Annotated in this window: 16 protein-coding genes; 9 read left to right on the forward strand and 7 right to left on the reverse strand. The window is 38.2% G+C overall.

Annotated elements, in window-relative coordinates:
• Nucleotides 1–23: 23 nt before the first annotated feature.
• The 3 genes from ACN1CD_RS03915 to dapF form a co-directional block, all read right to left on the reverse strand.
• On the reverse strand, nt 24–1,193 hold the full coding sequence (locus ACN1CD_RS03915) for an efflux RND transporter periplasmic adaptor subunit (protein ID WP_419128937.1): 1,170 nt from the start codon (nt 1,191–1,193) through the stop codon (nt 24–26).
• Nucleotides 1,194–1,690: 497 nt separating this feature from the next.
• On the reverse strand, nt 1,691–2,035 hold the full coding sequence (locus tag ACN1CD_RS03920) for a hypothetical protein (protein ID WP_419128938.1): 345 nt from the start codon (nt 2,033–2,035) through the stop codon (nt 1,691–1,693).
• A 27-nt stretch (nt 2,036–2,062) separates the two neighbouring features.
• The gene (dapF, locus tag ACN1CD_RS03925; protein ID WP_419128940.1) at nt 2,063–2,845 is read right to left on the reverse strand and encodes a diaminopimelate epimerase; all 783 of its coding nucleotides are present in this window, start codon (nt 2,843–2,845) and stop codon (nt 2,063–2,065) included.
• Nucleotides 2,846–3,250: 405 nt separating this feature from the next.
• On the opposite strand from dapF, the gene ACN1CD_RS03930 reads away from it, so the two are divergent.
• Nucleotides 3,251–4,801 (forward strand): trypsin-like peptidase domain-containing protein, encoded by a 1,551-nt coding sequence (locus tag ACN1CD_RS03930; RefSeq protein ID WP_419128941.1) that lies wholly within the window; start codon nt 3,251–3,253, stop codon nt 4,799–4,801.
• Nucleotides 4,802–4,916: 115 nt separating this feature from the next.
• Here ACN1CD_RS03930 and ACN1CD_RS03935 read toward each other — a convergent pair whose 3' ends face one another.
• On the reverse strand, nt 4,917–6,206 hold the full coding sequence (locus tag ACN1CD_RS03935) for an aminopeptidase P family protein (RefSeq protein WP_419128942.1): 1,290 nt from the start codon (nt 6,204–6,206) through the stop codon (nt 4,917–4,919).
• Between the two features lie 171 nt (nt 6,207–6,377).
• Here ACN1CD_RS03935 and ACN1CD_RS03940 point away from each other — a divergent pair, with 171 nt between their 5' ends.
• The 8 genes from ACN1CD_RS03940 to ACN1CD_RS03975 all read left to right on the forward strand — a co-directional run bounded on the left by ACN1CD_RS03940 (nt 6,378) and on the right by ACN1CD_RS03975 (nt 18,465).
• The gene (locus ACN1CD_RS03940; protein ID WP_419128943.1) at nt 6,378–7,730 is read left to right on the forward strand and encodes an OmpA family protein; all 1,353 of its coding nucleotides are present in this window, start codon (nt 6,378–6,380) and stop codon (nt 7,728–7,730) included.
• Nucleotides 7,731–7,829: 99 nt separating this feature from the next.
• A complete protein-coding gene (locus tag ACN1CD_RS03945) occupies nt 7,830–7,967 on the forward strand; it encodes a DUF6728 family protein (RefSeq protein WP_419128944.1) in 138 nt (45 codons plus the stop codon).
• 14 nt (nt 7,968–7,981) lie between these two features.
• Complete coding sequence (locus ACN1CD_RS03950; protein WP_419128945.1) at nt 7,982–8,362, forward strand: RidA family protein; 381 nt, start codon at nt 7,982–7,984, stop codon at nt 8,360–8,362.
• Nucleotide 8,363: 1 nt separating this feature from the next.
• On the forward strand, nt 8,364–9,266 hold the full coding sequence (locus ACN1CD_RS03955) for an EamA family transporter (RefSeq protein ID WP_419128946.1): 903 nt from the start codon (nt 8,364–8,366) through the stop codon (nt 9,264–9,266).
• A 5-nt stretch (nt 9,267–9,271) separates the two neighbouring features.
• Nucleotides 9,272–11,377 (forward strand): ATP-dependent DNA helicase RecG, encoded by a 2,106-nt coding sequence (gene recG / locus ACN1CD_RS03960; RefSeq protein ID WP_419128947.1) that lies wholly within the window; start codon nt 9,272–9,274, stop codon nt 11,375–11,377.
• Between the two features lie 464 nt (nt 11,378–11,841).
• Complete coding sequence (locus ACN1CD_RS03965) at nt 11,842–15,117, forward strand: SusC/RagA family TonB-linked outer membrane protein (RefSeq protein ID WP_419128948.1); 3,276 nt, start codon at nt 11,842–11,844, stop codon at nt 15,115–15,117.
• Between the two features lie 37 nt (nt 15,118–15,154).
• Nucleotides 15,155–17,023: a RagB/SusD family nutrient uptake outer membrane protein gene (locus ACN1CD_RS03970; RefSeq protein ID WP_419128949.1), complete on the forward strand. Its 1,869-nt coding sequence runs from the start codon at nt 15,155–15,157 to the stop codon at nt 17,021–17,023.
• Nucleotides 17,024–17,184: 161 nt separating this feature from the next.
• Nucleotides 17,185–18,465, forward strand: coding sequence for an MFS transporter (locus tag ACN1CD_RS03975; protein ID WP_419128950.1), 1,281 nt, complete (start codon nt 17,185–17,187; stop codon nt 18,463–18,465).
• A 179-nt stretch (nt 18,466–18,644) separates the two neighbouring features.
• Here the strand turns inward: ACN1CD_RS03975 and ACN1CD_RS03980 are convergent, their stop codons facing one another.
• The 3 genes from ACN1CD_RS03980 to ACN1CD_RS03990 form a co-directional block, all read right to left on the reverse strand.
• Nucleotides 18,645–18,860: a PLDc N-terminal domain-containing protein gene (locus ACN1CD_RS03980; RefSeq protein WP_419128951.1), complete on the reverse strand. Its 216-nt coding sequence runs from the start codon at nt 18,858–18,860 to the stop codon at nt 18,645–18,647.
• 14 nt (nt 18,861–18,874) lie between these two features.
• Nucleotides 18,875–20,626, reverse strand: a complete 1,752-nt coding sequence (locus ACN1CD_RS03985) for an ABC transporter ATP-binding protein (protein WP_419128952.1) — start codon at nt 20,624–20,626, stop codon at nt 18,875–18,877.
• Between the two features lie 104 nt (nt 20,627–20,730).
• Nucleotides 20,731–23,955 carry a carboxypeptidase regulatory-like domain-containing protein gene (locus ACN1CD_RS03990; protein WP_419128953.1) on the reverse strand — a complete coding sequence of 1,075 codons (3,225 nt, stop codon included), beginning with the start codon at nt 23,953–23,955 and terminating at the stop codon, nt 20,731–20,733.
• Between the last annotated feature and the right edge of the window lie 638 nt (nt 23,956–24,593).

Raw genomic sequence — 24,593 nt, forward strand, 5'->3', positions numbered from 1 at the left:
GTGTGATTGCACTGATTATATTACTATTGTTTGATCTCTGCGTAAACCGAATCAGCGCTTTGTTCTTCAGGTTTAATTTTAACACCATCTTTTAGAGATTGGAAACCTTCCAGAACAATTTTATCGCCTGCTTTTAATCCTTTAGTTACCACATAGAATTTATCTTTTGCTAAATCCATCACCTGAATTTCAGTGCTGACAATTTTAGCTGAATCGCCTAAAACATAAACGAATTTCTTACCCTGTAAATCGATGGTAGATTTTTGCGGAACTAAAATAGCATTTTCAACTTTTTGCGGAATCCTTACCGATGCACTTCCGCCAGATTTTAATAAAGAAATAGGATTCGGAAAAGTTGCTCTTAGGCTTGCTGATCCGGTATTGGTGTTAATCTGGCTGTTAATCGATTCAATTTTTCCATTTTGAGCATAAACCGTTCCATCGGCTAATACCAAACTAACCGCAGGAATGTTAGCCATTTGCTGTGCTAGCGTGTTTCCTTTATAAGTTTTAGAGAAATCTAAAAGTTGCTTTTCATTTAAAGAAAAGTAAGCGTAAACTTTAGTGGTGTTTGCTATGGTTGTTAGGGGCTCTGTGCTAGAACTGCTCACCAAACTTCCATGTCTGAATGGGATGCTACCCACTACGCCATTTACCGGACTGGTAATGGAAGTGTAACCTAAATTTACCTTCGCATTTGCTAAAGTTGCTCTTGCCTGTGCTAAAGCTGCTTTTCTGCTTTGTAAGGTAAGTTGGGCAGCATCTAAATCATATTTGCTAATAATGTCTTTCTCTACAAGTGGTTTTGTTTTGTTTACCTGAAGCTGAGCGGAGTTAACATCTGCTTCAGCACTACTTATAGCTGCTCTGGCTGTTCTAACTTCCTGCTCATATTGGGGCGCCATAATGGTAAAAAGCAACTGACCTTTTTTAACCACAGTACCTTCATCAACCAATATTTTTTCAATAAAACCATCAACCTTAGGGCGGATATCAATATTTTGAATACCTTCCATAGTGGCAGGATAATCTGAATTTAATTCTGTTGTTTGCGATTTAACGGCAAAAACCGGGTAAGCCTGTGGACCAGCCGCTGCTGCTGCTGCCGCTTTTTTAGCATCGTCGTTATTTCCGCAGGATGCCAGAAGCATTCCAATGCTCATGCTAAAAAAGAGAGTTGTTACTTTTCTCATGGAGTATTCGTGTGTGTTTTTAAATTATTTCCGGATTGAAATCGTCGTCACAATAGGATTTTGAGTTCACAATTTCTGCCCAAAAATAGCGCCTAAAAAAAAATAAATCTGTCCAATTTCTGTCATTTAATCAATCGATTGATTTATTTTTGGATTAAGAATGGATTAGGACATCATTAAAGGCTTATCTGTTAGGGTTTTGACGTATTTATTATCGTTTTTTTTAAGTGTAATTATCTTGAGACAAAGCGTTAAATGGTGTTAAAATGTAGTAAAATGGGAATTTTTTATTGACGAAATGTACGTCAAATCGGTCGCTTTGATCTCTAGTTAGTGTATAATGTACACATTTGTTTCTTCATTGAATGGTCCGTTTATCTTATGATTATTTGGCAAGAAAATAACGGGCTGATATAATAATCTAGCATCATCAGGTCAAAGTGACTCGATCTGGAGTTTGGTAAAACCATATTTAGGTACCACATTGGTAATCACGCTCACTTCTCTCCGCCATGTTTTGCATCGCACCAAGTTTTGAAGTTCAATCGATCAAAACCCTGGCACTTGTTTATTTTTGGAATAAATATATAAGGAGCACTCGGCTCATAAGAGAAATAATAATAGTTTTCGCTATCTTGACCATAGATCCAATAAGATGAAGAGCCTTGATTTATTTCATAAGGATCAAAAGAAAAAATAGAAGACTCTGAAGGAATGAAATTGTTGCGCTCCATAGCCAACATCACAACGTTGGAGAAAAAAAATGTCCATATGAGCATTCTCACAAATAAAACACCAACTATCAGTACCAAAATTGCAGACAGCGAAATTTTATTTCTCATATAATTACAACCATGCACTATCTAATATTAATCTATTTCACCTTCAAAAACTAATTTAGCAGGGCCGCACAAAAACACATTGCTAAAAGTAGATCCATCGTAATCAAACTCAATTTTAATATCTCCACCCAATACTTTAATATTAGTTGTAATATGGCCAGTCTGGTTTTTATGTTTAGCCATTGCCATGGCTACAGCAGTTACGCCAGTGCCACAGGCATAAGTTTCATCTTCAACGCCTCGTTCGTAGGTGCGTACAAAAAGATGATCACCATGATCTTCAACAAAGTTTACATTTATACCCTTTTCACTGTAAGTTTGGTTATAGCGAATGTTTTTGCCTTCATTAAATACATCAAAATCTTTTAAATTATCTTGTATAGTGACGTAATGTGGAGAACCTGTATTTAAAACGTATGCTTCATCATCACGATCAATGATGCTTACATCAATCATTTGAAGATCAACCCATTCACCACTTTCTGAAATTCTGGCATAGTGTGAACCGTCAACTGCCAAAAAGTTTGTTTCTTTTTCTATAATGCCAAGATGTTTGGCAAAAGCAACAATACATCGCCCGCCATTACCACACATGCTACCTAATTTGCCATCTGCATTAAAATAATGCATTTCGAAATCGTACTCTTCATGCCTTGTTACGAACATCAACCCATCAGCCCCAACACCAAATCTCCGGTGGCATAAATTTTCAATAAGCTGATTATCAATATTTTCTAATGGGGCGTGAGTGTGGTCTATTAAGATGAAATCGTTTCCTGCACCCTGGTATTTATAGAATTTAGTTTTCATTGAATCTTCATTTTTTTATGCAATCTTTAAGTCGCAGTAAATGTTAAGCATTTTAGTGTTCATTCATTTAACATTTTTTAACACGGATGTAGATGCTTTAGTTATGCAAATATCGTTGATATGGTATTAAATTTGAATAAACTTACGAAAGAAAATTTAGGCAGATAAGAAACTGCTGGAGCATTCTGCTTAAACAAAGTAAATAAAAAGCTCCTGCCAATTTTTAAAAATTTAAGAACCTGAGGCGTTACAAGTGAATCAAACAATTTGCCGGCAAAAGAACTTGTATTAATTGAGGGGATTAAAAAAATAATACATAAACATTTGAAACCATTAAAGGCGTTTAATAAATTCGATAGTCGCTTTTAATAGCTTCATGACCATTAAAAAACAATATACAAACACATGAAAAAAATACTAGGAATTACCGTGTTAGCTGCTTTTATAGGTGGGGCAGCAGCAATTGGAGGTTATAAACTATTTGAGCGTAACCAAACTGGAACTACAATTTCTGAAAAACAGAATTTATATTTCGCAAATAATCCACTTAAAGTTACATCTGCGGGCGCAACAGATTTTACGCAGGCCGCAGCGGCAGTTGCACCAGGTGTGGTTCACATTAAAACAACTTATTCGGCTTCAGGAAGTAAAGAAGGAAGTTCTTCACCTTTCGATATGATGGAAGATTTCTTTGGTGGCGGCGGTCGCCAAATGCAACGTCAGCCAAGAGCAGCATCAGGCTCGGGGGTTATTATCAGTCAGGATGGCTATATCGTAACCAATAATCACGTAGTTGAAAATGCAGAGAAAGTTGAAGTAGTATTAACAGATCGACGTAAAGTTGAAGCGAAGGTAATTGGTCGCGATCCGAATACCGATTTAGCTTTAATTAAAGTGAATGCTACTGGCTTACCAGTGGTAAAAATGGGTAACTCAGATAATGTGCAAGTTGGAGAGTGGGTATTGGCAGTTGGTTTTCCGCTTGATTTGCAAACTACCGTAACGGCTGGAATTGTGAGTGCGAAAAACCGTAGTATTGGGATTATCGGTCGTGAACAACAAGGAAACGAGATTACTGAAGAAGAATATAGAGAGTATCAACGTACAGGTAAAAGACCTGAGCGTCCGGCAAATACCAGCATCGAATCTTTCATTCAAACCGATGCGGCAATTAACCCTGGCAACAGTGGTGGTGCATTGGTAAATGCAAACGGTGAATTGGTTGGAATCAACTCTGCAATCGCTTCCCAAAGTGGCTACAACCAAGGTTATGGCTTTGCTATCCCGGTAAACTTAGCCCGTAAAATCGTAGATGATTTTATGAAATACGGTTCAGTTAAGCGTGGTTATATTGGCGTTAGCTTTGTGCCTTTAAGTGGTGATGAAAAACCTGCAGGAATTAAAACCAATGAAATTAGTGGTTTATATGTGAATGATGTAGTAGCAAAGGGTGGTGCAGAAGCAGCAGGTTTAAAATCTGGTGATGTAATTAAGAAAGTTGATGGCGTGGTGATTAACGATTCCCCTGATTTACAGGAAAAGGTTGGTCGTTTAAACCCAGGCGATAAAGTTAAATTAACAGTATTAAGAGATGGTTCACTAAAAGATTATACGGTAACCTTAAAAGGTGAAGCGAGTATAAATCCAGAAGCCAATACAGCGGCTACTAAATCTGCTGAAGTATCTAAGCTTGGTGCAACTTTTACGCCCGCAACTCCAGCTCAAAAGTCAAAATTAGGAATTAATAGCGGTGTTGTAGTTACTTCTATTACTACCGGAAAAGCTTTCGATAATATTGGAGTAGAAAAAGGATTGATTATCACTAAAGTAAATGGACAGCCAGTAAATAGCGTTGCTGATGTTCAAAAAGCTTTACCTCAAACCAGAAACGGCATGGTTTATATGTCTGGCGTAACAGAACAGGGAGCATTTAATTTCAGTTTTCCTGCCCAGTAAAGTAAATAACTTCAAATGATAATTATAAATGTCCCGACGAAAATCGGGACATTTTTTTTGGCAGTTATTTTTGTTTCAAACCGTTGATGTTTTGGATGAGAATCATTGGGTGCAATTATCCATTCATAATGTCTTCAATTTCGGCTACCTCCAGCGGAATGTCTGCCATTAAATCGATATTTCCATTTGCAGTGATCAGGATGTTGTTCTCTAATCGAATGCCTAAACCTTCTTCAGGGATATAGATTCCAGGCTCAACTGTTAAAATGTTGCCTTCGGCGAAAGGCGTATATCTACCTGCAAAATCGTGCACATCAATACCTAAGTGATGAGATGTTCCATGCATGAAGTATTTTTTATAGGCAGGGTAGGAAGCATTTTGGTTTTTAACATCATCAGATGATATTAATTTTAAGTTGATTAGTTGTTCGGTCATGATTTCGCCAACTGCTTCGTGATAGGTATTCCAAACGGTTCCTGCTACTAATAGTTTTGTTGCTTCTTTCATCACATGCAATACCGCATTATAAACTTCTTTTTGCCTGGTCGTAAAACGGCCGCTAACCGGAATAGACCGGCTCATGTCTGCATTATAATTGGCATACTCTGCGCCAAAATCAAAAAGTATTACATCACCTGCATTACAGGTTTGGTTGTTATCATTATAATGGAGGATATTGGCGTTGTGGCCAGATGCAATAATGGGCGTATACGCATGGCCAGTTCCTCCCTGGCGGATAAATTCATGAATAATCTCTGCCTCAATTTCATATTCCTTTACGCCTGGTTTAGTAAACTTCAATACCCTAACAAAAGCATCGCGAGTAATTGCGCACGCTTTTTTGGTGAGTGCGATTTCAACATCAGATTTAACAGCCCTTAAACTACGCATAATAGGAGCAGCACGTTCGTACTGATGCAACGGGTACTTTGATCGCATCTGATCGATAAACCTCAGGTCGCGGTGAGGTACGGAATGGGCATATCGGTCATTTTCATTTGTATTCAAATACATATGGTCGGCATAATGAACAATGCTATGCAGAATATTGTCGAAATCTTCCAGCCAATATATACTGGTGATGCCCGATGCAGATTTTGCCTGTTCTTTTGTATATTTATATCCTTCCCAAACCTTAATGTAGTCGTTCGTCTGTCTTAAAAACAGGACTTCTTTATACAAAGGATTAGGACAATCCGGATATAAAAGTAAAATAGTCTGTTCCTGGTCAATTCCTGATAAATAAAATAAATCTGGATTTTGCTTAAAGATGAAGTTCTGATCGCCACTTCTTGGAAATTCATCATTAGCATTAAATATGGCTAAAGAGTTGTCTTTTAGTTGTTTGGTAAAGTTTTTTCTATTTAAGATGAAAAGTGATTGATCAATTTGAGGATATTTCATAATTTATGCATTAATAATTATATAGGGATCAAAGGTACTAAAATCCATTTTTCGTAAGAAGTTTGGAACGGAGTTTGTATAAAAGTTTGAAAATTTAAAATTTTGTTTAATTTTGCGATTACAAAAAATTAATCAATTAAATTGTTTAACCCTTAAAAAAAGAAAAAGATTATGAATTATTCTACTTTAAAGAAAAGTGTAGCGCTTTCTTTAGTGGCATTAACAGGAGTTGCTTCTCTTGCTGTCGCTCAGGATGCTCCTGCAACTACTTCTTCAACCAAGGTATTTGGTGGAAGAGGACAGTACAGAACTTGGTCAATCGGTGTTAACGGTGGTGTATTAGCACCAGTTGTTGCCATTGGTGGTACTAATGATTTTAACAAATGGGATGTTAACTTAGGTTATGGTTTAAATATCCGTAAACAATTAGGTCACTCTTTCTCATTAGAGTTAAATGGTGTACGTGGTAAAGTTTCTGGTTCAAATGATGCAACCGCTGGTCCAGTAACATCTACTGCTCGTGATTTCGAAACTGAATTACAATATGCTGTTGATTTACGTGGTGTTGTTAACTTAGGTTCTATCGATTTCTTACGTCGTGAGAACTCAGTAGGTTTCTTCTTAACTGCTGGTGCTGGTTATTTAGCTTATGCTCCAAAAGTAACTCAAGCAAATGGTACTGTAATTGACTGGAAAGGTAGTGCTATCGGTCCAGTAGGTGATAGACACGAAGCTAAAGACTACGTAAAAGGTTTCTACATTCCAGTTGGTGCTGGTGTTAAATTCAAAGTTTCTGAGCGTGTTAACTTTAACTTAGGTTACACGATGAACTTTGTTGACGCTGATAACTTTGATGGAGTTTACGCAAACGGTACTTCTAAAGATAAATTCTCTTACGGTTATGCTGGTTTAGAATTCTCTTTAGGTTCTTCTGCGAAACCAAGTTTAGAATGGTCTAACCCATTAGCTACTATGTACGATGAGTTAAAAGATCCTACTTTACGTCAAGAAGTTGAAGCTTTGAAAAACCGTGTATCTAACGTTGAAAAATCTGTTGAAGATTTGAAAAAAGATACTGATGGTGATGGTGTTGCTGATCAATTCGACAAATGCCCAGGAACTCCTGCAGGTACTGCTGTTGATGGATCAGGATGTCCACTTCCAAAATTCACAGCTGATTCAACTAACACTAACGTAACAGGTTTCGAAAAAATCTCTTTTGATTTCAACTCATCTGTATTAAAAACTGAATCTTATCCTACTTTAGATAAATTATCTTCAGTGTTACGTGAAAACGGTGGTAAAGTAACTGTAAACGGTTACGCTTCAAGCGAAGGTACTGCTGCATATAACATGAAATTATCTAAAGACAGAGCAAATTCTGTTAAAACTTACTTAGTAAACTCTGGCGTAACTGCTAGTCAAGTTGCTACTAAAGGTTTAGGCGAAGCTAATCCAATTGCTTCTAACGATACTGAAGAAGGTCGTATCCAAAACCGTCGTGTTGAAACTGCTAGAAACTAGTATTTCAATATAAAGCTTAAAGAAAAGTCCCGATGCAAATCGGGACTTTTTTTGTGCCTTTTAGTTTTTGTGTTATGCTTTTTTAGCTAAGTTTGTACTATGTACTTCTTCAGAAAAAAAGACCCCAATCGCCCAGATAACATTAACATAAAAATTATGCATTTTATTAATGCATTGGCGATCACCATTTTTCTGGCAGGCATCATCTACAAGTTAATTCAATGGCTTGCTAAATAAACCTTAAAAATTCTATGAAACAAATTATTACGACAACGAATGCTCCTTCGCCAATCGGGCCATATAGTCAGGCTGTAAAAGCAGGTAACTTTTTATTCGTATCGGGCCAGGTAGCCATCAATCCTGAAAACGGTGAATTAAACATCAGCAACATTGAAGAAGAGACCCACCAGGTAATGCGGAATCTGAAAGCGGTTTTATTAGAAGCTGGCTTAACTTTCGACCACGTAGTTAAATCTACAATCTTTTTAAGTGATATGGGCACTTTTGCCCAGGTTAATGAAATTTATGGTCAGTATTTTACGGCAGAATTTCCAGCCCGCGAAACCGTACAAGTATCCGTATTACCCAAAAATGTGAATGTAGAAATTTCTGTAATTGCCATTGTGGCATAATTTGGCAAATAGTAAGACTAAATATTTTCTGGCTGGCATTGTCCCCTATATTATCTGGGGAACAATGTCTATCCCCTTGCGTAACATCAAAGGCTATCTTCCGCAAGAAATTCTATATTATAGAATATTTGTTTCTATCATTATGGTTTGGAGTGTAATCCTTTTGTTCAGGAGAGCCGCACTAAAAAGTGATCTTACTTTTTTAACTTCGCTTTCCCGAAGTAAAAAAGTTCAAATATTACTCCTAACACTTTTATCAGCATTTTTAATTACGGGTAATTGGTTTACCTACATTTATGCAGTAAATAGTGTCAGTTTAAAGGCAGCAGCCTTCGCTTATATGGTTTGCCCTTTACTTACAGCCCTTTGCGGCTTTCTCATTTTAAAAGAACAATTAACCAAAACCAAAATAGCGGCATTGTTGATCGCTTTTATCAGTATTTTGCTATTGGCTACTGGTTCACTACACGAGGTGCTGTGGGCAGTTCTGATTGCGTCATTCTATGCAATCTATGTCATCGTATTAAAGGTGATTAAGGGAGTAGATAAGTTTAATTTTCTGGGTGTCCATCTAATCTTATCCGGATTAATGATTTTGCCACTCTATTTTTCGCAATCCAGTGCCTTTCCGGCAGATACTTTCTTTTGGTCGCATATTTTTCTTATTGCCGTTGTTTTTACCATTATTCCATTGTTTTTAAATTCATATGCACTTCTGGGGATGCCATCTTCAGCACTGGGCATTTTGATTTATCTCAATCCAATTGTAGCTTTCGCCGTGGCGTTTTTCTATTTTAAAGAGAAAATTGATGTTCATCAGCTCTTTGCTTATTTGCTTTTGCTCTTCTCTATCGTTATTTTTAACGCACAATTACTCAAAAATCTAGTTTATAAAAAACAATAATTGCCTTGTTCAATTCGATTTTAGATACACCTATAGCGTTTATTAAGGGCGTAGGGCCAAGTCGTGCAGATGTTTTGAAGAAAGACTTAGGTCTGTTTACTTTTCGAGATATGCTGTCGCACTATCCCTTTCGCTACATCGACCGTACAAAGTATTTTAAAATCAATCAGATCAATCCCGATTCACAATACATTCAAATTATTGGTCGGGTGATCAGTAAAAAAGTAATTGGAGATAAAAGGACAAAACGTATTGTTGCCGTTTTTAAGGATGAAACCGGAATCATGGAATTGGTTTGGTTTCAAAGCTTAAAATGGGTGGAAGAAAATATTATCGTTGGAACGGCTTATGTTGCTTTTGGCAAGCCCACGCTCTTTAACGGCACATTCAGTATTTCTCATCCAGAAATGGAACTGTATCAGAACAAACCGACAGGAAGAGGGAATTTAACCCTGCAACCCGTTTATAATTCTACAGAAAAGCTAAAGAAATTTACCCTGGATTCTAAAGGCATCCAAAGGTTAATCGCGGGCTTACTGGATCAGGTGATTCTGCAAGTACCGGAAAGTTTACCACAATATATTATTGATAAGTACCAATTGCCGGATAAGAAAACAGCATTGTTGAATATCCACTTTCCGAAAAATCAGGATGACTTAAATGCTGCAGAGAGGCGGCTAAAATTTGAAGAACTCTTTTTTATTCAACTTCAATTATTACACAATAAGCAATTGCGCCAGTTGAAATTTAAAGGCGCTAGTTTCGAAAAAGTGGGTGAGAAGGTAAACCGGTTTTACAAGGAGTTTCTTCCATTCGAACTCACCAATGCCCAGAAAAGAGTGGTTAAGGAGATTCGGATGGATACCCAGCGGGCGGTGCAGATGAATCGGCTTGTTCAGGGTGATGTAGGAAGCGGTAAAACTGCGGTAGCGCTAATGAGTATGTTATTGGCCAACGATAATGGCTACCAGGCTTGTATGATGGCGCCAACGGAAATTTTGGCAAGGCAACACTATGCATCCATCACTGAACTGGTAACAGATGATTTGGTTAAGGTTGCCATCCTCACCGGAAGCACGAAAAAGAAAGACCGCACCATTTTACATGAGCAACTGGAAAGTGGAGAGATTGATATTCTGATTGGAACTCACGCACTAATTGAAGATAAGGTGAAGTTTAAAAATCTTGGTTTGGTGGTAATTGATGAGCAACATCGCTTCGGTGTAGAGCAACGCGCCAAACTGTGGCGTAAAAATATCATTCCTCCTCATATTTTAGTCATGACGGCAACGCCTATACCACGTACGCTAGCCATGACCCTTTATGGTGATTTAGATGTTTCTGTAATTGATGAATTGCCTGCTGGAAGAAAGCCGATAGAAACTCGCCATTTGTTTGAGGAACAACGCCTGCGGATGTTTGGTTTTATGAAGCAGGAAATTGCAAAAGGCCGCCAGGTTTACATTGTTTATCCGTTAATTAAAGAAAGCGAAAAATTAGATTTGTTGCACCTGGAAGCAGGAGTTGAACAATTAAGTTATCAGTTCCCAAGGCCTGATTATCAGATTAGTATTGTACACGGACAGATGCCAAATGCCGACAAGCAATTTGAGATGCAACAATTCATCGATGGTAAAAGCCAGATTATGGTGGCTACTACAGTAATCGAAGTAGGTGTGAATGTTCCAAATGCATCTGTAATGGTAATTGAAAATGCGGAACGTTTTGGGCTCTCGCAGTTACACCAGTTGCGCGGACGGGTTGGACGGGGTGCAGAGCAATCTTTTTGTATCCTAATGAGCGGCAATAAACTCAGCAGAGAAGGGAAGGTACGGTTAGAAACAATGGTGCGCACCAACAATGGTTTTGAAATTTCCGAAATCGATTTACAACTCCGTGGGCCTGGAGATATTACAGGTACCCAGCAAAGCGGTGTGCTAGAACTGAAACTCGCTGACCTGGCAACTGACCAGATTATTTTATCTGAAGCCAGAAATACGGTTATCGAACTTTTTGAAAATGATCCTCAATTAATACAGCCTGAAAACGCGATGTTAAAGGCACATCTCCAAAAACTCGAGCGCGGAATATCTTTCGATAAAATTTCTTAATGCTGATCTCGTAAGTTAGTTTGTGAAGTTCTTAATCCTACTACAACTGTATTTTCTAAACGGTACAAGAATAATTTACTTCGTATTATTAGTTCTGCATTGGCCCGATTTTGTACGAGTAGGCCCCTCCAAATTATCATTTTGTCCCCCTTTTTTTAATTTCTAATATTCCTATATTGGAAGTAACCAAATATGAAAATGCAATCATTAACACTGATGATGCAAATTATCTAATCTCTGTTTTGCCTTATAGAATATAAGTTTTAGTGTTTTAGGTCTTGCGATACCAACGGTGTATAATGCTTACCACTCTGAAATTCGACAGATGATTTTAGAATGAGCAAATTTTTAAATGGTTAACTCAGTTGTTAGCTTTTTTGAAGTACAGCTGATCAAAACTTATGAATTTTCATGAGTATTAAATTGTATTACAATCAATCTCTAACCAAATAAATTGTAAAACTATGAAAAAAAATCTGTTGAGGGATTTTGCCAGATCAAGCATTTTTTTTGCTTGTGGCAGTTGTCTCGTTTTTTCTCCCATTGTCAGTACCGCTGCGGCTAAAACATCATTAAACAAAAAATTATCATTCGAGCTTAGTAGTCGCCTATTTGTCGATATTGTAGTAAAGGGTGCTGTTACTGATGCAAAAGGCCCCATTCCAGGTGTAAGTGTAAAGCTGAAAGGTGGAACTGCAGCTACCGTAACAGATGGCTCAGGAAAATTTAGCATTAAAGTTCCTGAAGATGCTACTTTGGTCTTCAGCTATGTAGGTTATACGGATCAGGAAGTGCCAGTAAAAAACCAAACCAATATCACCGTTCGTTTATTGGAGAACAATCAAAACTTATCTGAAGTGATTGTGGTGGGCTATGGAACACAAAAGAAAGCAGTTGTATCTGGCGCAGTAGCCGCAGTAAAAGGCACCGAACTGGCCAAGTCTTCTTCGGTAAACTTATCAAATTCTCTGGCAGGTCGTTTACCTGGGGTAACGGCATTGCAGGGAAGTGGTGAGCCAGGTTACGATGGGTCAACGATCCGGATTCGTGGTATTAACTCCTTAGGTAATAATAATGCCCTTATTGTAATTGATGGTATTCCTAACCGGGCAGGTGGACTTGAAAGGATCAATCCAAATGATATTGAAAGCGTTTCCGTTTTAAAAGATGCATCTGCGGCGATTTATGGATCGCAGGCTGCTAACGGCGTAATCCTGATCACCACCAAACTAGGGAAGTCAGGGAAGCCGCAGTTTTCATACGATTTTAGCTATGGTTTGCAACAGCCTACACGGATCCCTAAAATGGCTAACTCCACGCAGTATGCTGAGATCTTAAATGAGCTGAACATTTTTGGTTCTGATCTCAATCCAAACGAATGGTCGGCTGCCTGGAACAGTTTCAAATCTACGGGTACCTATCAATCAACCGCAGGTAAAACAATCAATGCGGCCTATAAACCAGATGAAATTCGTAAACTGGGCGATGGGTCTGATCCCTTGCGTTACCCGAATACCGATTGGTTTGATACTGTTTTTCAGAAATGGTCTCCGCAGCAAAGGCATAATGTACAAATTAATGGTGGTTCTGAAAATGTTAAATACCTGGTTTCCCTGGGTTATCTAAATCAGGATGGCTACTATAAAAACTCTGCAACAGGTTACAAACAATACGATATGCGTTTTAACCTCGAAGCAAAATTAAGCAAGTACATTACTGCAACTTTGGGTGTAACCGCCAGAGAAGAAAACAGGAACTTCCCAACGGTAGGTACTGGTGATATTTTTAGATTTTTAATGCGTGGAAGGCCTACGGAGATTGCCAAATGGCCTAACGGATTGCCAGGCAGGGATATTGAATATGGTTACAACCCGGTGGTATCTACTACAGATATAACAGGATACAATAAAGACATCAGGGATTATTTTCAGTCTACGGGCAAGATAGAAGTGAAGATTCCGGGTGTTGAGGGATTAAAAGTAACCGGAACCGCTGCAATTGATAAATATTCTGGCAGGCAGAAAAACTGGCAATTGCCCTGGACCCTTTACGATTGGGATAAAAAAACTTTTGAGGCTGATGGCGTAACGCCTGTTTTAACAGGTACGATTCGCTCGCAATACACCGATCCGAGGCTTAGGGAAACTGCCGGTGGACAACTGGCTACGAACTTAACCGGAATGATTAACTACGATAAGAAAATAGGAGATCACACCATTGGTTTAATGGCTGGTTTAACCCGTGAGGAAGTTGCTAATGATGGTTTTACCGCCTTTAGGCGATACTTCCTGTCATCTGCAATAGAACAACTATTAGGAGGAGACGAAAGAGAGCAAAGTCTAGGTAATAATCCGGGCGATCCCAATAATTTATTTAATCGTGCTCGGCTGAGTTATTTTGGAAGGGCGGGTTACAACTATAAAGAGAAATACCTGGCAGAGTTTCTTTGGCGCGTAGATGGTTCTTATATTTTTCCAACCAACAGGCGATTCGGTTTTTTCCCGGGTGTATCTGTGGGCTGGCGGTTATCAGAAGAAGATTTCTTCAAGAACAATGTAAGCTTCATTAATAATTTAAAAATAAGGGCGTCTTATGGGCAAATGGGGGCTGAGGCTTATTTTGGTGATGCTTTGCAGGAGTACCAATACCTCAGTTTAATGAATTTTGGTAGTTATATATTTAACGATGTAATAACCAAATCTTTGTATGAAGGTAAAGTTCCTAATCTGGATTTTGGATGGGAAGTGGCTAACAATATGAATATTGGTTTAGACGCATCGTTTCTGAATAATAAACTAGCCCTAGAATTTGATTATTTCTACAACAAAAGAACCAATATTTTAATCAGTCGTGGCAGCTCTGTTCCGGAAAGTTCGGGCATTACTGATCAATTGCCACCTGTTAATCTAGGTAAAGTAAATAATAAAGGTTTCGAATTTAAATTAAGCTATAACGACCAGGTGGGTGATTTAAATTTCGGGGTAAGTGTAAATGGTGGTTATGCCAAAAACAAGATTATTTTCTGGGATGAAACCCCCGGCGCTCCAGAATGGCAACGCTCTACAGGGAAGGTGACTAACTCCTGGCTGGTGTATGATTACGATGGTGTATTCAGAGATCAGGCAGATATTAATACCAATACTTTAAATTATAGTGCCTTAACCAATAATCTTCGCCCCGGCGATATGAAGTTTAAAGACATTAATGGTGATGGTAAAATCAATGCAGATGATAAAATACGTTTAGATCAGAACGGAACGCCAACATTTACAGGTGGGTTTAATTTAAATCTTCAATATAAAGGCTTCGATTTATCGATGTTAATTCAGGGCGCTACAGGTGGGATGCAGATTGTGGGTGTAACCGAATCTGGTGATATCGGAAACTTTTTAGATTGGTCTTACCAGAACCGCTGGAGTATTGATAACCCAAGTTCGGTAGATCCACGTTTATCAAACAGGGGAGCTACTTATTATACAGATAGCAACAATGCCCTAAACAATACCTATTGGTTAAGAAGCAACAATTACATCAGGCTCAAAAATGTAGAGCTAGGCTATACTTTGCCAAATAAGGTGGTAGAAAAAATCGGATTAAATGCTGTTCGGGTTTATGCCAATGGACTTAATCTGGCTACGCTTGATAAAGTGAAAGTATGGGATCCGGAATCGACCAATTCCAGTGGGCAATATTATCCACAAGCGAGGGTAATTAACATGGGCATTAAAGCCTCTTTTTAAGAAGATGTACTGCTGTTTATCAATAATAATGAAAAATATGAAAGCAATAATTCAACATAAAACGCTATATATATTAGTTTTAATCGCCTTTTTTGCAACGGCCTGCAAAAAAGAATTTATGGACGTGGCACCACCAGATAAAATATCTGCTGATTTAGTCTGGAACGATCCTGCCCTTGCGCAAGCTTTTGTGAATGATATTTACAATGGTTTAAGCAGCGGTGGTTTTTCTGAACAAATGTTAGCTTCAGTTTCTGATGAAGCATTGTTTACACACCCAACCCGTGGTATCGATCTGGTGAATAATGGCACAATAAACCCTTCTACACTAGGCTGGGTAGATGATACATGGGGTTACAAACAAATGTACAACAGGATCAGGGCCTGCAATATCACCATAGAAAGAATTGCTGGAGGAAGCAATGGATTAAGCAGTCAGTCAATCAAAGATCAGTTGCTGGGTGAGGCTTATTTTTTAAGGGCCTATTACTATCAGCAACTTTTACGTTTTTATGGTTCGGTGGCCATTATTACTAAAACCTATGCCTTAAGTGATGATTTCAAAGTGAAACGCAATACTTACGAAGAATGCGTAAACTTCATTGTAAAAGATTGTGATGAAGCAGCGAAATTGCTTACTGGGAAAACGTTGGATAAAGGACGTACCAATTCGCTGGCTGCGCTGGCACTCAAATCGAGAGTATTAATTTATGCGGCAAGCGATCTTCACGACCGTGCTAAGATTACGGCAAAAATTAGCGGAATAGCAGCCCAAAAATTGGACTTTCTTTCTTATGCTTCGGGTAATCAGGCCGACCGTTACCGATTGGCACAGGCTGCAGCAAAAGCAGTCTTAGATGCAGGCGCAGGTTATAAACTAAACCTTTCTGTACCAGCTACCGATGGTCAACTCAACTTTAAAAGCATTGCCATGGGTGGAGGTAGTAAGGCTCCCGGTATTGATGCTACTGCAGCTTCTGAATTAATTTTCGGGCGTTATTTTATTACCCAAAGCAATAACAGGCATGGACAGCAAAATGGGCCTAATGGTTACCATAACTGGGCTGGTAATACACCAATTGGTTTATTGGTTGATGATTTCGAAATGAATGATGGCACCAAATTTAGCTGGACAAACCCCTTGCAGAAAGCCAATCCTTACCAAAATAGAGACCCACGTTTTTATGCTACAATTCTGTATGATGGCGCCACCTGGAAACCCCGCGATAAAGCCTCAGGAAACGTAGATCCAGCCAATCAAATTCAAACCGGTGTTTATGATTTAACCAGTGGCGGAAATGTAACCGATTTTAGAGGCTTAGATACCCGCGCCAGTTCAATCGAAAACTGGAATGGCAGCTGGACGGGTTATTATTATCATAAATTTATCGATCCAGATCCAAATATTGTAGAAGCCTCTGCGCCTCAAACCATTCCGTGGCCGTTCTTTAGGTATACCGAAGCCGTATTCAATTATATTGAAGCGAGCATAGAACTTGGAGAGTTAGATAACGCCAAAACATGGTTAAACAGAATCCGTTTTAGGGCGGGTATGCCTGCAATAACAGCAACCAGCCAGGCAGATTTAAGAACCGTTTACCGCCACGAACGTCGCATTGAAATGGCTTACGAAGAGCAGCGTTATCACGATACCCGAAGGTGGCTGATTGCAGAAGAAACCCTGGGTAGAAAGGTTACTTACATTAAAGTAACAGGCAAATTTAAACCAGGTAAAACGATGTCGGCTCCTTACCATTACGATGCTACAATTTACGATTATACTTACAATCCGGTAGTTGAAAATGCTCAGGAAAACCGCAGCTGGGATAATAAACTTTATTTCAGGCCATTCAGCCGGGATGAAGTAAACAAAAACAATTTACTGGAGCAAAACCCGGGGTACTAAAATCTGGATTACTCTTTTTAAACCCGATGATAAGCCAATGGTTTTTCATCGGGTTTCTTTATTACTTAAGTATTGTTATTTCCTGTCTGATAGAAAAATAAAACGTTTAAGTGATAATAATATTTAATTCTAATCCTACTTTTGTACATAAATATTTTCTAGTGTCAGATTCAGATTCCGTAATAGTAAAACAAGATCCATTCGCAGCCCTTCGGTATAAAGAATTTCGTTCTTTTTTAGGGATGCGATTTTTTTTTACGCTTGCCTATCAAATGCAGGCTGTAGTGATTGGTTATCATATATATGAATTAACACACGACCCATTAAAGCTGGGTTTAGTGGGTTTATGCGAAGCGATTCCTGCAATTGGCATTGCATTGTATGGTGGTTACATAGCTGATAAAAGTGAAAAGCGTGGTTTACTCATTAAAATATTTTCCGGCGTTTGGCTCGCTTCAGTTTTAATGTTAATTGTAACCAGCAAGTACCTCCATTTGGAAGAAGGTCTGATTGTACTCATCATGTATGGCCTGGTATTTTGTATCGGCCTGGCTAGGGGATTTTTTGGTCCGGCAACATTCTCACTCATGGCCGAAATTATACCTAAGAAATTATATCCAAACTCAAGTACCTGGAGCAGTAGCAGCTGGCAACTGGCAACCATCATTGGTCCGCTAACGGGCGGCTTGGTAAATTGGCTTTGGGGAATTACAGCAGCTTATACCGTAATCGTGTTGCTGGTGTCTATTTCATTAATTTGCATTTTCACCTTTAAGAAACACCCATCTAATTATGTACCTAAAGAAAATATATTTCACAGTTTAAAAGAGGGAATTAATTTTGTTTTTAAAACAAAGATGATGGTTTGGGCAATGAGTCTGGATCTTTTTTCAGTTTTCTTCGGTGGTGCAGTAGCTTTATTGCCCATTTTTGCGAAGGATGTTTTCCATTTAGGATCTTTTGGTTTGGGCATGATGCGTGGCGCGGCATCTTCCGGGGCTGTAATTACCATGCTGTTGATGACACGCTTTTCACCAATGGGAAAACCATGGCGAAACCTGCTCATTGCGGTAACGGGTTTTGGCTTGAGTATTATCTGCTACGGATTATCCAAAAATTTCTACCTGACGTTATTTTTCTTATTCCTGGAGGGCTCTTTTGATAGTGTGAGCGTAATTATTCGCCAAACCATTATGCAATTGCTTACGCCAGATGATATGCGTGGACGCGTATCGGCAGTAAACAGCATGTTTATTGGTTCTTCGAATGAGATTGGTGAATTTGAATCGGGCTTATCTGCCAAACTATTAACGCTGGTGCCAGCTGTAGTTTTTGGTGGTACCATGACGGTAGGAATTGCTTTTGTAACCTGGTTAAAAACTAAATCGTTAACGAAGTTAAGTTTGCAAGATATTAACGAACAAACCGCGAATGCGGTTTAGTTTGTGAGAGGCTGTATCATAATTATCTAATACTAAGATTTGCGATGTTGAAATTCATCCAAGTTATCTATCGGTCGTGTGTCCCACCGACCGAAATTACGATTAATGATTAAATGTCTCAAACCTGAGCATTTCAGTTGGTGAAGGCACTAAATCGATAAGTAGATTACCAGATTAGTTTAAAACTTCCTGTTCTTTCCCCATACCAGGTAAGCGATTGATCCTATAAAAGGAGCAAACAGGATGATAATAAACCAAAGTACTTTAACAGGAAAAAGCATATTGCTATTTCTTGATAAGTGATATAAGGTAATAATTATAAATGCCAGCCAAAGTATTGCGGCAATAATAATAATGATCGCAATCTGATTGCTTTCTACTTGTGCTAATAACATGTGATGAAGATTTATTAAACTTCAACAATCCTTTCGCCAATTTGTTGGCGCCACATGGCCTGATATAAACCATTTTGTGCAATTAGTTCTTCATGTTTGCCTTGCTCTATGATATGGCCTTTCTCTAAAACGTAAATCACATCGGCATGTTTAATGGTTGATAAACGGTGGGCAATTAAAATAGTGATGTGATCTGTTAAGTCAGAAACCGAACGAATCGTTTTGGTAATTTCCTCTTCTGTAATCGAATCGAGTGATGAAGTGGCTTCATCAAATACCAAAATATCTGGCTGGCGCAACAATGCCCTGGCAATTGATAGACGTTGTTTTTCACCACCAGAAACCTTCACGCCACCTTCACCAATTAACGAATCCAAGCCTTTATCTGCTCTGGCCAATAGAGTCTGACAAGCCGCTTGATTTAATACCTTAAAGCATTCTTCATCAGTTGCCGTTGGATTAACGAAAAGCAAATTCTCTCTGATGGTGCCTGAAAAAAGTTGAGTGTCTTGCGTTACAAAGCCAATTTTTTCCCGCAGGGCATCCAAATCAATGTTATTGCTTGGTGTGCCATTATATAAAATCTCGCCATCTTTCGGCTGATATAAGCCCACTAATAATTTAACTAAAGTTGTTTTACCAGAACCTGATGGGCCAACAAAAGCAATGGTTTGTCCGTTAAAGGTTTTGAATGAGATATTTTCTAAAGCATTTCTGTTAGCCGTTTGATGTTTGAAACCAACATTACTAAAGGTTAAATCTTTGATTTTATGGATAGAAATGGGGTTTTCAGGTTTTTTATCAATTGGTGTACTTAAAATCTTTTTAAAGTTTCCTAAAGAAACTTCAGCCTCACGCCATGCTAAAATTACATTTCCTAATTCCTGTAATGGCCCAAAGAGGAAGAAAGAGTAAAATAAGAAAGTTAAATATTGCCCGGCAGTAATGGCGTTATCGAAGATCAGTAATAACAAAACCAAAATCATGGTGCTTCTAACTAGGTTTACCGTGGTACCTTGCACGAAACTCATGCTCCGCACATATTTTACTTTCTTAAGTTCCAGACCTAAAATTTTGTATGTGGTTTTGTTTAATCTTTCAATTTCCTGATCGGCCAAGCCTAAACTTTTTACCAGTTCGATATTTCTTAAAGATTCTGTAGTAGAACCTGCAAGCGCCGTGGTTTCGCCAACAATAGAACGTTGAATGGTTTTAATTTTCCGACTTAAATACCAGCTTACAAAACTAATAATTGGGATGGCTGTAAAATAAACCAGAGTAACCTTATAACTTATAGAAACGGAATAAACGATTACGAAGATCATCCCGATTAAGCTTACAAATAAGATGCTGATAAAAGAGGTGATAAATTTTTCAGAATCTAAACGTACCTTTTGTAAAATCCCTAGTGTTTCACCACTTCGCTGATCTTCAAAAACCTGGTAAGGCAGTTTCAAAGAATGCTGCAAACCATCGGCATACATTTTTGCGCCAACTTTTTGTACTATCACACTGGTAAAGTAATCCTGAAAGTTCTTGGCAATACGCGAAATCATGGCGGCACCAATAGCCAGACCAATTAAACCTAAAGAACCCCAAAGGTATTGGCTATAGGTTAATTTATCTTTTTGATTGATAAAGCGGTCTAGAATTCTTCCGGTAATATATGGATCTAAAAGTGAAAAGCCAATATTGAAACCCGCCAGCAATAACGCTAAAGCCACAACCCACTTGTGGTTTTTCAGGTAGTCTAATAATAATCCCATTAAAGTTTTGTTGTTTTAAATGCAAACATAAAAAAAGGGAATGGATAAAAACCCATTCCCTTTTTTTATGACTTTTTAGAAAGATACAGTGTATCTTTTAATAATTAAAATCCGTATCTCAAACCGATTTGTGCCTGCCAAGGGTTACCTGATGGCGTTACGATACCAGTGTTATTGATGCGATAATTGAACTGACGATTTGTAGTATTGTAGTTGTCAACTGCAGGTGTTATAATAGTGCCTGCATTGTCTCGTACTGCTGGTGTTCCTAAACCGTAAATGGCCTGTGTACCCAAAGTTTCTGATGTACCCCAGGTTTTCTTAAATAAGTTAGCAACATTAAATAAATCTCCAGAAATCTCGACAGTTTGCTTTTTGTTGTTTCCAAATCTAATCTGGTACGCCAATCTTAAATCAATTGTACCATAAAAACCATTAATACCACCGTTACGTTCTGCAAATGTACCTTCGTATTTTAAAATATAATCTTTTAAGCTTTGACTTGCAGCTGGATTATCTAGTAATGCTTGTAAACCATTGCGAACATTTGCAGGAACACTCGGGTTATTTCTATCGAAAATGAAAGCTAAATCATTTGTAGAAACAAAATCACCATTGGTATTACCACCTGAAAGCAGACTATATCTAGTACCGCCAATAGCCGAATAACGGATACCCGCTTTAATGCCGTGGAATGCTGGTAAAGTACCATAAATGACCACTTTATTGCGGAACTGACCATTTGAATAAGTCATTTTGCTTAAATTTCTTGGATCATCAACTACTGGTAAAGATAAAGTAGCAGAGTTGGCTACGTTACCGTTGTAAGATGTATTGTCTTTTGCATCGTTCCAGGTATAACTAGCTGAAATTTCGCCATCTTTAAAGTACTTCCAAGTACCATCAACCACAACCGCAAATTGATTTACCTTGCCTTTGCTGTTCAATTCTAATACTCTGCCGAAGGTATTGGTTGTTAAACGACCTGTTTTCCAATCTGGTACTCCGTTTGATGGAATAGAAGGTACAAATACACCTCTATTTCCTTCGTTTGCTAAGGTGAAATATGGTGTTGCAGCCATGTTTCTATCAACATACATATAATTATTGCGGGCTAATGTTGCATAGCCGGTAATGCCAATACGTACTTTATCATTAATTAATTTGTTGTATGATAGGTTGGCTTTGTATACCACTGGTAACTTGGCATCATCAGCATAGGTATTTATAGTTTGAACTTGGGCTGATGGTAGTGTTGGTGCACTAACTGTACCATTTCTATAGCCAGCGAAATTTGGTGTAGGTATGTTGGTTGTTACATCAACAGTTCCAAAATGCTGTCCATCAAAAGTTAAATTGTTAATGGTAACATAGTTGTTTACGTCAGATCCAAAAATACCTGCTCCTAAACGCACATAATCAGTATGTTTTTCATTAACATCCCAGTTCAACTGAATACGTGGCTGAACTAAGAACTGCTTTAACTTATTATCGGTTCTTACTCCAATGGCATCAAACAATTGTTGATTAAGTGGAGATGTTGGGTATCTGCTATAATCTAAACGTAAACCTCCTGTAAAATCTAAACCTTTCCCAAGCTTAGTTTGCATTTGGCCATAAATGGCTGAGTTTAAAAGTTTACCATTAACAGTTGGATCTGCAACCAATGGAACCTCCCTGTAATAACGGTTAGGAATTAAATTATTAAAATTTTCTACTGATGTTTGTACGTTTCCTGCTGCTGTTGAACCAGAGTTGGTAAATTCAAATCTTCCGTTTACTTCACTTCCATACAAAGATTTAGCATGCGTGTACATGATATCTACACCAAAAGTGTATTTAATTTTATCAGTATTATAATAGATATTATCTACCAATTGGAAAACATTGTTGGTAAAACCTTCCTGACCGAAACGATGGCCACCAATTTGGATAGCAGTAGTAACATTGCTACCGGTTGATAAAGTTGAAGGAACGTTATTTACAACAGCTCTAGGTATGGCATAAGCCAATTGATCATTCTGTGTACTGGCCTGATAAGTATATAAGTGCTGAACTTTTAATTCGTTGGTGATTTTACTGCTGATGGTAGAACGTAAAGTAGCTAACAAGCTATTGTCAACGTTCTTGTCATTACCGTAACTTTCGTAAAAGTTTATCGCAGTATTATCTGCTAAACCCAATGGGTTTCTATCATTGGTATAATTATCTCTAACCGTTAATAAGTTTTTATCATCAATTTGCCAATCTAAACGTAAGAAACCAGCATCAGTTCCTCTTTTTTTGTCAAAAGAACCATACTGAGGCGTATTGGCTACGCCATATTTATTTCTGGCAACAGTTAAAAAGTTATTTAAAGTGGAATTGGTAACATTGAAACGGGCCTCATCTGCTGGCGAATTAATATCTGCAATAATCAATGGACGAGAGTCTCTTTGATGATCCCAAACGGCAAAGTAGTGTAATTTATCTTTTATGATTGGTCCACCTAAGCTAAAACCATACTGGTAAGTAGAGAAATCATTAACTCTTTTATTTCCCCTGATATCATATTTGCTTGCTAAAAAGTCAGCTCTGTTATAAGCGAAAGCACTACCTGTAATTTCGTTCGTTCCTGATTTTGTTACCGCACTGATGGTACCACCACCTGCACGACCTAAACTTACATCATATTGGTTGGTTACTACTTTAAACTCTCTTACACTTTCAATAGAGATAGAGTATGGCGCACCGCTCCGGCTCGTTGTACTACCTGAAGATGTAGGGTTTTTTGCCGTCATACCATCAATAGTAAAGTTGGTAGAAGAACCCAATTGACCAGCAATTCCACTTGGCCCGGCTAATGGAGATAAGTCTGTTAAGCTGGAGAAGTTACGCCCGTTTACGGGTAATAGGTTCATTGTTTTTGATGAGATCTCTGTAGAGGCACCAAATTGCTGAACTTTATTTCTTAACGAAGAGCCGTTAATTTCTACACCACCAAGGTTTTGAGAAGTTTCCTGCATGTTAATGGCTACTGATACTGCATCGCCCTGGTTTAACATAAAGCCAGTTCTGTTTTGCTCGGAATACCCAATGTAAACTGCCTTAACGGTATAAGGACCACCTAAAGGCAATTCTTTAAAAGTGTATTCTCCCTGGGCATTGGTAGAAGTTCTGGTGGTAAAACCAGTAGAATTGTTTTTAATTTGAATGGAAACGCCTGGAACGGGTTTCTTTTGATCATCCGTCACAATTCCGGAAATGGATGCTTGTGTGGTTTGTGCCATTGCCGAATTGGTGGCATAGCATAAAAACAGCATCACTGCAATAAGTAAATTTTTCATCATGATTAGTTCTGATTTTTTATGATGCAAAGGTGTTATTACAGTGTTAAGCTGATTTAGATTTTATGTTATCAAATGGTTTACAAATTGTTCGATTTCCGGGTTGATGTTAAGTTAAAAATCTTTTGATTGATTCATATTTCGGTGGGTGTCTCACGAACATGTAGGTGGATATTTCGGTGGGTGTATTACGAATGGGTAGTTAGATATTTCGGTTGATGAGACAACAATCGATAGGGGCAGCAACATAAGGTTTGCAGTAGGCAACATAGGGTTTGCAGTAGGCAACATAGGGTTTGCAGTAGGCAACATAGGGTTTGCAGTAGGCAACATAAGGTTTGCAGTAGGCAACATAAGCTTTGCAGTAGGCAACATAAGCTTTGCAGTAGGCAACATAAGGTTTGCAGTAGGTAACATAAGGTTTGCAGTAGGCAACATAAGGTTTGCAGTAGGTAACATAAGGTTTGCAGTAGGCAACATAAGGTTTGCAGTAGGCAACATAAGAGTTGCAGTATGACCCTTCCTAAAATAGCTTGACAGTTTTGGTAGTTAATTACTAAGGCTTTTACAGCCACTTTAATTGATTTACTGATACAATATAATGATTAATTTTTATTACTTAGAACAGTTGTTTTTCTTGG

It is taken from the genome of Pedobacter sp. N23S346, from assembly GCF_048515415.1.
Lineage (GTDB): Bacteria > Bacteroidota > Bacteroidia > Sphingobacteriales > Sphingobacteriaceae > Pedobacter.